The 8,949-nt window shown below is 63.8% G+C and carries 8 protein-coding genes; 1 reads left to right on the top strand and 7 read right to left on the bottom strand.

Translation table 11 applies throughout. The annotated features are described in order from the left end of the window. Positions 1-144: 144 nt before the first annotated feature. On the bottom strand, positions 145-723 hold the full coding sequence (locus tag OCL88_RS20350) for a GNAT family N-acetyltransferase (protein WP_264963745.1): 579 nt from the start codon (positions 721-723) through the stop codon (positions 145-147). A gap of 266 nt (positions 724-989) precedes the next feature. Between OCL88_RS20350 and OCL88_RS20345 the strand changes: the two genes are divergently transcribed. Beyond that, positions 990-1,676, top strand: a complete 687-nt coding sequence (locus OCL88_RS20345; RefSeq protein WP_062094849.1) for a fasciclin domain-containing protein — start codon at positions 990-992, stop codon at positions 1,674-1,676. Positions 1,677-1,773: 97 nt separating this feature from the next. Here the strand turns inward: OCL88_RS20345 and OCL88_RS20340 are convergent, their stop codons facing one another. The 6 genes from OCL88_RS20340 to fdhA all read right to left on the bottom strand — a co-directional run bounded on the left by OCL88_RS20340 (position 1,774) and on the right by fdhA (position 8,756). Continuing rightward, positions 1,774-1,965: a hypothetical protein gene (locus tag OCL88_RS20340; protein WP_264963744.1), complete on the bottom strand. Its 192-nt coding sequence runs from the start codon at positions 1,963-1,965 to the stop codon at positions 1,774-1,776. Between the two features lie 39 nt (positions 1,966-2,004). Continuing rightward, positions 2,005-4,026: a BCCT family transporter gene (locus tag OCL88_RS20335; RefSeq protein ID WP_264963743.1), complete on the bottom strand. Its 2,022-nt coding sequence runs from the start codon at positions 4,024-4,026 to the stop codon at positions 2,005-2,007. A 259-nt stretch (positions 4,027-4,285) separates the two neighbouring features. After that, positions 4,286-5,092 carry an IclR family transcriptional regulator gene (locus tag OCL88_RS20330; RefSeq protein WP_264963742.1) on the bottom strand — a complete coding sequence of 269 codons (807 nt, stop codon included), beginning with the start codon at positions 5,090-5,092 and terminating at the stop codon, positions 4,286-4,288. Between the two features lie 74 nt (positions 5,093-5,166). Then, positions 5,167-6,048: a formate dehydrogenase accessory sulfurtransferase FdhD gene (fdhD, locus tag OCL88_RS20325; RefSeq protein ID WP_264963741.1), complete on the bottom strand. Its 882-nt coding sequence runs from the start codon at positions 6,046-6,048 to the stop codon at positions 5,167-5,169. Then, positions 6,036-7,370 (bottom strand): molybdopterin molybdotransferase MoeA, encoded by a 1,335-nt coding sequence (locus OCL88_RS20320; RefSeq protein ID WP_264963740.1) that lies wholly within the window; start codon positions 7,368-7,370, stop codon positions 6,036-6,038. Before OCL88_RS20320 ends, fdhD begins: the two co-directional genes overlap by 13 nt. 168 nt (positions 7,371-7,538) lie before the next feature. After that, positions 7,539-8,756, bottom strand: a complete 1,218-nt coding sequence (fdhA, locus tag OCL88_RS20315; RefSeq protein WP_021471085.1) for a formaldehyde dehydrogenase, glutathione-independent — start codon at positions 8,754-8,756, stop codon at positions 7,539-7,541. Positions 8,757-8,949 lie beyond the last annotated feature (193 nt).

Raw genomic sequence — 8,949 nt, 5'->3', positions numbered from 1 at the left:
GGCAATCGACACCCTTCAATAATCAGGTGTTGCGATCACCGCATGATTCGAAGCGGGCAAAACGCGCACAAATGCGACCCAGTTGGGTAGGTGGGGGTAGGCGGGGGTAGGTCGGGGTAACCGGGGATAGGCGGGGCGGGGGCGTTAGGCGGAGCCGAGGTTCAATCGCATCAGGACCCTCGGGAAGCCGTTGAGGACGGACGTGGTTTCCGCGACCTTCGTGAAACCCGCCTTCTCGAAAAGCCCTCGCGTGCCGATGTACGCCATGGTGAGGTCCACTTTGCTGCCCCTGTTGTCCACGGGGTAGCCCTCGATCGCGGGAGCGCCATGACTTCTGGCCAACTCGACGGCGCCGCGAAGCAGATGATGGGAAATTCCCTTGCCCCGGTGGCCCGGCCGCACCCGGATGCACCACACGGACCAGACCTCGGAATCGTCCACATGGGGGATCTTCCGGCTCGTTGCGAAACTGGTGTCCGCACGCGGGTGGACGGCCGCCCATCCAACCACCTCGCCGCCGTCGTACGCCAAAACGCCGGGAGGCGGGTCTTCGGCAACCAGCTTTTCCACGAACTTGCCGCGCTCTTCCCGCTGAAGGCTCTGGTTCAGCTTGGACGGGATGCGGTAACTCAGGCACCAGCACACGTTTGAGCCTGGATTCTTGGGGCCGACCATGGTCTTGACGTCGTCGAACACCGTGGCGGGCCGCACTTCGATTGCCATCCGCCTATCCTGTCACCGGCATGGGGCGTTTAGCCATAGTCGGGCGGGATGTGCGAGAGGGAGCCGGGCCCGGACCTGACGTGGGAAAACAGGCGAAAGAAAGTAACCTTTGAAATTTTTTCAATCCGCACCCATCCACCCGGGCATCACCTCCGAATAGCTGATGAGACACAAACAAAACCGGAAGAGCGGAAGCGACGCCGGACCGACCGTGTCCCACACACGAATGGACCCAGCACCAGGTTCCTCAGAGCAAGGAGAATGAAATGTTGTCCACCAAGCGCCCCGCCCTCGCCTTCGTTGGCCTCACCGCAGCCGCCCTCATGGGACTGACGGCCTGTGGTGGTTCGAGCACCTCCAGCTCCCCTTCGTCCTCCGCGGCCCCGGAGACCTCGTCCATGGCACCGTCGCCATCAGCCTCCGCCAGCGAATCGATGGGTTCCAGCGCAGCCATGGATCCCGCCAGCAACCTGGTCGGTCCGGGTTGCGCCGGCTACGCCGCCCAGGTTCCCGACGGCGCCGGTTCGGTTGCGGGAATGGCGCAGGACCCCGTTGCCGTGGCCGCCTCCAACAACCCGCTGCTCAAGACTCTGACCGCCGCAGTATCCGGCAAGTTGAACCCCAAGGTGGATCTCGTCTCCACGCTGAACGGCAGCGAGTTCACGGTCTTTGCACCCGTTGACGACGCGTTCGCCAAGATTGACCCCGCTACGATCGAAACGCTCAAGACCGATGATGCCCTGCTGAGCAAAATCCTCACCTACCACGTAGTCCCCGGACAACTGACCCCGGACCAGGTAGTGGGAACCCACAAGACCGTCCAGGGCGGCGAAGTGACGGTGGGTGGCAGCAAGGACGCCCTGACCGTCAATGACGCCAACGTCATTTGCGGTGGCGTGCAGACTGCCAATGCCACGGTCTACCTGATCGACTCCGTGCTGATGCCCAAGTAAACCCCTCCACACGCGAACAGGGCGGGTGCCGGAAATCCGGTACCCGCCCTGTTGCTGTCTCTACATTGGACCCGGGTTTATGTCCCGGGGCGACGGCCTACCTTCCCAGGTCGCTGTCCACGTAGGAACCTGACCGTGAGTGCTCCGAGCCGCACGGGCACCCGCCGCTGAGCTCGATGCGCACCGTCACGGGGTTGGCTGAATCAACGGTGAACGATACCTGGTCCTTGGAATCCTTGATGACATGGAGCATGCTGTCCGCTACGGAAGCTACGGAAGCTGAGGTCATGGTGTGACACCTTACTGCTGGTAGTTGGGGGAGTATTCGCTACTTGTCGTCAGTAGACCGCGGGGTGCTGTCAACGGTTGGGATGCTGCCGGTAGGCGTACCACCGGGACAGTCCGAATCCGGGCAGGTCTCCGCGCATTCGTGCTTGGTGACGAGATCGAACTGGACACCGCGGTGCTGCTCGACGCCGGTGCGGATGGCCCGCTCCACCACGGAGGTTGCCAGCCGACGCCGGAGCGACAGGGGATCGCGCCTGAGGTCCTTGGCGAGCGCGAAGCAAAGCAACAGCATGACCAGGATGAACGGCAGTGCGGCCACGATGGTGACCCTTTGGAGGCCGGACAAGGCCTCTGAGGGTTCATCACCACCGGCCAACAACATGACAGCTGCTACTGCACCGGTGAGGGTTCCCCAGAAGATCACTACTCCGCGCCGCGGGTGTTCGGCACCGTTGGAGCTGAGGGATCCCATGACGATGGAAGCGGCGTCCGCGCCGGTGACGAAGAAGATCGCCACCAGGACCATGGCCAGCGCGATGACGCCCACAGTGAGCCACTCAGGCATGCCCAGGTTCTTGACCAGATCGAAAAGGGCGCCGTCGAAGTTGATGGAGGGGGCGCCGTCGACCATTGTCACCAAGCCGGGAGTCCCCGCCTTGTCTGCTTCCTGCTGGACGTGGAAGGCAGTGCCGCCGAAGATGCAGAACCAGATGACGCTGACGATGCTCGGTACCAGCAGGACGCCGGTGACGAACTGGCGGATGGTGCGGCCACGGCTGATGCGGGCGATGAACAGGCCGACGAAGGGCGTCCAGGAGATCCACCAGGCCCAGTAGAAGATGGTCCAGCTGGTCATCCAGCTGCGCAGGGCGTCATCTCCCACGGCTTCGGTCCGGGAGGACATCTCGGCCAGGTCTCGGGCGTAGTCGCCTACGGCGGACGGGATGAGGTTGAGGATGAAGAGCGTGGGGCCGGCAACGAACACAATCAAGGCCAGGACAACGGCCAGGACCATGTTGATGTTGGACAACCACTGGATGCCGCGGCTGATGCCGGACACGGCCGAGGCCACGAAGCAGAACGTCAGGATGGCAACGATGACTACCAGGATGGGGGTGCCGACTTCGCCCATCCAACCGTTGGACGTCAGGCCGCTGCCGATCTGGAGGGCACCGAGGCCCAGGGAAGCTGCCGTGCCGAAGAGCGTGGCAAAGATGGCCAGGATGTTGATGAACTTCCCGAGGGGTCCCTCCACCATCCGGATGCCGAACAGCGAGGTGAAGGCCGCGGAGACCAGCTGCTTCCGGCCAAGGCGGTAGGTGCCGTAGGCCATGGCAATGCCGACTACTGCATACATCGCCCAAGGGTGGAGCGTCCAGTGGAAAATCGAGGTGGCCATGGCTGTCTGGATGGCAGCGGGCGTACGGCCATCCACCGTGCCGGGCGGTGGCGAGATGTAGTGGAACAGCGGCTCGGCAACTCCGTAGAACATGAGCCCGATGCCCATGCCGGCTGCGAACATCATCGCTACCCAGGAGATGGTGCGGAACTCGGGCTTTTCGCCGTCCTTGCCCAGCGGGATGTTGCCGAACTTGCCCAAGGCAAGCCACAGCACGAAGATCACGAAAAGCGAGGCGAGAACCATAAACAGCCATCCCGTGTACTCCATGACCCAGTTGAGGGCTCCCTTGGAGGTTTCGGAGAGGCTGTCCCTGCCAACAAATCCCCAGACCACGAAGGCGACGGCGATGGCGCCTGTGATTCCGAAGGTGACTTTGTCGAGGGTAAGTTTGCGGTTCCGGCGGGCCGATACGGCCTGCTCGGTCTTGGCGTTGCGAAGTTCCTCCAGGATCTGTTCGTACTCTTCAGAGTCGGGGAGGGTTTCTGCCGTGCCTTCCTCGGGGTCGAGGACTGCGGGGTTTGATTCATCGGGGGAGACGCTGATGACTTCATCAAGCGTTTCCCTGGTGGAGGGCTCCTTGTCAGCTGGAGTTTCAGCCGGCGTATTGTCTGCCGGTAACTCTTCTGGTGTCAGGGATTTTGTGTCACTGCTTATAGCCATGAGCGGGTCCTTTGCTCGGCGAGTCATGGGCTTGCGTTTCTACGAGGCCCGGTTGGGGGACCGATTCCGGATAACGGGGCGGACTGCTACCGGACTGGCGCCGGTGAGCGTTCCGCAAGAATCAACAACATTCGCGTTATGCAACAGAGTGCGCCCCGTCACACACGAAAGTCAAGCACTTTCGCTTCTTTGACGCACATTGATATACCAGTTGGCTTTGAGCTGGAGTTATGCAAAAGGGCGTTACGGACTGCCGGAATTACTGGTGCCGGTAGCCCATCCTGGCGCTGATGGCGAGGCCTGCCTCGCGGAGCCCCTCGATGAGGCCGGGCTGGTCTTCAGGGGCGAAGCGGAATGCGGGGCCGGAGATGCTGACCGCCGCAATGACGGTCCCCAAATGGTTGAAGACAGGCACGGCAATAGCGGTGAGGCCAATCTCGAATTCCTCATGCACTATCGCGTAGCCCTGGCGTGCAACGTCGTGGAGCTGCTTCTCGAGCTCTCCACGGTTGGTCACGGTCCGGGGTGTGCGGGCAGGCAGGCCCACTGCCTTGAAGACCTGGGTTCGCTCGTCCGCGGTCAACGCAGCCAGGAGCACCTTCCCGCTGGACGTGGCATGGAGGGGCGTCAGGCTGCCAACCCAGTCGTAGGTGGCCAGGGTGGAAGGACCCATGGCCTGGTCCACGTTGACGGCGTAGTTGGAACGCAGCACGGCAAGATTGACGGTTTCCTTGTACTCACCGGCGAGGGCTTCCAGGACTTCGCGGGCCTCGTGCACCACGCTTAGCCTGCCGGGAATGGACGAGGCCAGGCGCAGGATGCCGAACCCAAGCTGGTACTTGCCACGTTCGCTGTTCTGGCGGACCAGCTCCCGGGTGACCAGCGAACCCAGCAGCCGCGACACCGTGGACTTGTGCACGCCCATTTCCTCGGCGATCTCGCTGACGCCGGCATCACCCTTGCGGGCGAGGATCTCCAGGATTTGGAGCGCGCGGTCTACAGACTGGACGCCTCCGCTTTGGGTGTCTGCGTCATTATCGATGTCCGGGTTGCTGCGTGCGGCCATGGTCACATCCTAGACTGGACCGTCCCAGGGTCCGCGTTGGGGCCCGTCCCGGGGCCGGTCCCGGGTCTAGGGGATCAGGGACTCACGGTGGCCTCCTCAAGGCCCGTGCGGAGCGGGAGGCCCACCCTTTCCCTGCCGGCGTACACGTTGAGGCTGCGTCCACGGCTGAAGCCCACCAGGGTCAGTCCCGTTTCGGCCGCCAGTTCCACTGCGAGGCTGGACGGGGCGCTGACCGCGGACAGGACGGGGATCCCCGCGAGGGCGGCCTTCTGGACGAGCTCGAACGACGCCCGCCCGGAGACCTGCAGGACCAGGCCGGACAACGGCAGCAGGCCCTGCCTGAGCGCCCAGCCCACCACTTTGTCCACCGCGTTATGGCGGCCAACGTCTTCGCGCAGGCACAGCAGTTCCGGCCGGGAGGCGTCCACCTTGAAGAGACCAGCGGCGTGGACTCCGCCGGTCCTGTCAAAGACGGCCTGTGCGTCCCGCAGTCGTTCGGGCAGTTCGGCCAGCACGTCCACAGGCACTTGGAAGGAGTCCTGCGATGCGTCGAAATGGATGGTCTTCCGGACAGCTTCAATGGAATCAGTGCCACAGATGCCGCATGAGCTGGAGGTGTAGACGTGCCTCATGGTGTCCGGCAAGGGAACGTCCGGTCGAAGCTGTGCTTCCACCACGTTGAAGGTTTGGACGCCGTCCCGTTCGCCCGCGCAGAAGCGCAGGGACACGAGTTCGGCTTGGTGGCGGATGATGCCCTCAGACACCAGGAACCCCGCCACGAGGTCGAAGTCATCGCCCGGAGTCCTCATGGTCACGGAAAATGACGTGCCGCCCAAGCGGATTTCCAACGGCTCTTCGGTGGCCAGTACGTCTTCCTTGAACCGGATGGGGTGTTCGGCGCCGGTCCCGTCCAGCTGGAAACGATGGATCTTCCGGCGTTGAGTCATGCGTGCCATGGGGCGTGCCTTTGTTCGTTGGTGACAGGCCCGTCCGTGAACTGCGGTTGCTGGACCCACGGCAGCGGCATGACCTGCACAGCGTGGCCGGCTTCGATTCCCTGGGGCGGCACCGCCATGATTCCGTCCGCCCATGCGAGGCCACGCATCATGCCGGGGCCGGTGTGGGAGGCCGGGATGGCCAAGCCGTGGACAAAAGTGCAGGGGACAAGCCGGGTCCTGCCGGGATCCGGCTCGAAATCCGCGCCGGAGGTCATGATCACGGTGTCGGGCGGCCGCCGGTTGCCGAGGGCGGCCAGCAAAGGTTCGCCGATGGTGATGAGGGCAACCATGGCCGCCAGCGGATTTCCCGGCAGTCCGATGATGAAGCGGCCATCCGGGAGCGCGGCCAGCACGGCGGGGTGGCCGGGCCGCATGGCGATCCCGTCAAGCAGCAGGCGCCCACCCAAGGCCTCAACCACAGTGCGGCAATGATCGGTCCCGGACTTGCCGGTGCCGCCTGTGGTGATGATGACATCCGCCGGTTGGCCGCTGCCTGAACCAGCCGCGCTGCCTGAACCGCCCAGTTCGGCCAGCCATTCTTCATAGGAGTCGCCAATTCTGCGCTGCCCGGACGGAACGCCGCCAAGCCGCGAAATGACGGCGCCAAGCTGCGGCCCGAACGTATCGCGCACCTGTCCCGGCGCGGGCTCGCCCGAAGTGACCACTTCCGAACCGGTCAGTACGACGGCGACCAGCGGCTTGCGCTGCACGGCCACCTCGTCGTGGCCTGCTACGGCGGCGAGGGCAATGTGGGCGGGGTTCAAAAGGGTTCCCTCAGGAATGAGGACATCACCGGCGGCTGCTTCCTCACCAGCCGGACGGATGTGGCGGCCGGGAGATACCTCACCCGGTTTCGCTTCGGGAATGAGGAGGAGATTCCGGACGCCCGGGGCGTCCCCGGTCAGCATGCCGCTTTCCTTCCGGAGGATGGACGTGGCGCCCTCGGGAACAACGCCACCCGTGGCAATGGTGCTTGCCTCGCCCGGGAAAAGCCGTGAGCCGCGCTCAACCAGGGTGCCGCGTTCAACCAGCGTCCATGGGCCGGAGCCGCTGACCGCCCACCCGTCCATGGCCGAGGACGCATAATGCGGAATGTGCTGGCGGGCCCTCACTTCCAAGGCCAGGGCACTCCCGATAGCCTCTGCAAGCGGTACCAAAGCAGCTCCGAGGGGACGGGCACAGTCAAAGGCTGCCTGGCGCGCTTCGGACCACGTAGCTCCGTGGTTCTTGTCGCAGGACCCGTTGGCTGTCGAAACGTCGGAGACTTCCCGGACGAGCATGGATCTCCATCTCCTGGGTTGGATCTAGGGCGGTGCCTGACGACTCCCTAAAAGTCGTTGCCTGACAACTGCCAAAACCTTTAAAAAATGCCTTAAAACGGACGCCGGGGGCGGCCGGCCTTCCCGTTGTGCCGTGCCGCCCCCGGTATCCGGGCTGACGTACTGGTGCTAGGCCTTCACGTAGCCGTTGGGGTTCAGTACGAACTTTGTTGCTGCACCGGCGTCGAATTCGGCGTAGCCGCGGGGGGCGTCTTCGAGCGGGATGGCCTTGGCGTTGACTGCCTTGGCGATCTGTACCTTGTCGTGCAGGATGGCCATCATGAGCTGGCGGTTGTACTTCATGACCGGGCACTGACCCGTGGTGAAGGACAATGACTTGGCCCAGCCGGTGCCCAGGGACAAGGACAGGGAGCCGTGCTTGGCTGCCTCGTCGATTCCGCCGGGATCGCCGGTGACGTACAGGCCCGGGATGCCGAGCGCGCCACCGGCCGTAGTAATGTCCATGAGCGAGTTCAGCACCGTGGCCGGAGCCTCGTGCGAGGCGTCCTTGCCGTGTCCGCGGGCCTCGAAGCCCACGGCGTCAATGCCGCTGTCCACTTCCGGGACGCCCAGGATCTGCTCGATCTGGTCCTTGGGATCACCCTGGGAGACGTTGACGGTTTCGCACCCGAAGGAACGTGCCTGCGCCAGGCGCTCTTCGTTCATGTCGCCCACAATGACGACGGCGGCACCGAGCAGTTGGGCGCCGACGGCAGCAGCGATGCCCACCGGACCGGCACCTGCAACATACACGGTGGAGCCAACGCCCACGCCCGCCGTGACGGCACCGTGGAAGCCTGTGGGGAAGATGTCCGAGAGCATGGTGAGGTCCATGATCTTCTCAAGGGCTTGGTCGCGGTCCGGGAAGCGCAGCAGGTTCCAGTCCGCGTAAGGGACCAGGACGTACTCGGCCTGTCCGCCCACCCAGCCGCCCATGTCCACGTAGCCGTAGGCGCTGCCGGGGCGGTCAGGGTTGACGTTGAGGCAAATGCCGGTTTTCCTTTCCTTGCAGTTCCGGCAACGGCCACAGGAAATGTTGAACGGCACCGAAACGATGTCGCCCACCTTGATGAACTCGACGTCGGGTCCCACTTCAACCACTTCACCGGTGATTTCGTGGCCCAGCACCAGGTTCTTCGGCGCCGTGGTGCGGCCACGGACCATGTGCTGGTCCGATCCGCAGATGTTGGTGGTCACGGTGCGCAGGATGACGCCGTGCGGCACCTTCCTGCCGACGTTGGCCGGGTTGACGCCCGGTCCGTCCTTGAGTTCGAACGTCGGGTACTCGGTGTCGATGATTTCAACGACGCCGGGTTCCTTGTAGGCGACTGCTCTGTTTCCTGACATGGACACTCCTTGGACAGTTGGTGTTGCGGGAACTAGGGGGTCCAACTGCCCGAAAGCGATGCTTCGATGAGGAATACCTCCCCAGGTTTCAGGCCACCGAAGCACCGTTCACGGGCAATTGGACTACTACAGGGCCGGCTAGGTGTAGTTCCCAGGGACGTTGTGAACAGCGTGGCGTGATGTAAAGGACGAG

The organism is Paenarthrobacter sp. PAE-2, from assembly GCF_026013155.1.
Lineage (GTDB): Bacteria > Actinomycetota > Actinomycetes > Actinomycetales > Micrococcaceae > Arthrobacter > Arthrobacter ureafaciens.
This window is presented reverse-complemented; position numbering and strand designations above follow the sequence as displayed.

What these genes read in the sequence shown, in the direction of transcription:
- OCL88_RS20320 (WP_264963740.1), bottom strand. Translation starts at nt 7,370, where the DNA reads ATGCTCGTCCGGGAAGTCTCCGACGTTTCGACAGCCAACGGGTCCTGC.
- fdhA (WP_021471085.1), bottom strand. Translation starts at nt 8,756, where the DNA reads ATGTCAGGAAACAGAGCAGTCGCCTACAAGGAACCCGGCGTCGTTGAA.
- OCL88_RS20345 (WP_062094849.1), top strand. Translation starts at nt 990, where the DNA reads ATGTTGTCCACCAAGCGCCCCGCCCTCGCCTTCGTTGGCCTCACCGCA.
- OCL88_RS20330 (WP_264963742.1), bottom strand. Translation starts at nt 5,092, where the DNA reads ATGGCCGCACGCAGCAACCCGGACATCGATAATGACGCAGACACCCAA.
- OCL88_RS20350 (WP_264963745.1), bottom strand. Translation starts at nt 723, where the DNA reads ATGGCAATCGAAGTGCGGCCCGCCACGGTGTTCGACGACGTCAAGACC.
- fdhD (WP_264963741.1), bottom strand. Translation starts at nt 6,048, where the DNA reads ATGGCACGCATGACTCAACGCCGGAAGATCCATCGTTTCCAGCTGGAC.
- OCL88_RS20340 (WP_264963744.1), bottom strand. Translation starts at nt 1,965, where the DNA reads ATGACCTCAGCTTCCGTAGCTTCCGTAGCGGACAGCATGCTCCATGTC.
- OCL88_RS20335 (WP_264963743.1), bottom strand. Translation starts at nt 4,026, where the DNA reads ATGGCTATAAGCAGTGACACAAAATCCCTGACACCAGAAGAGTTACCG.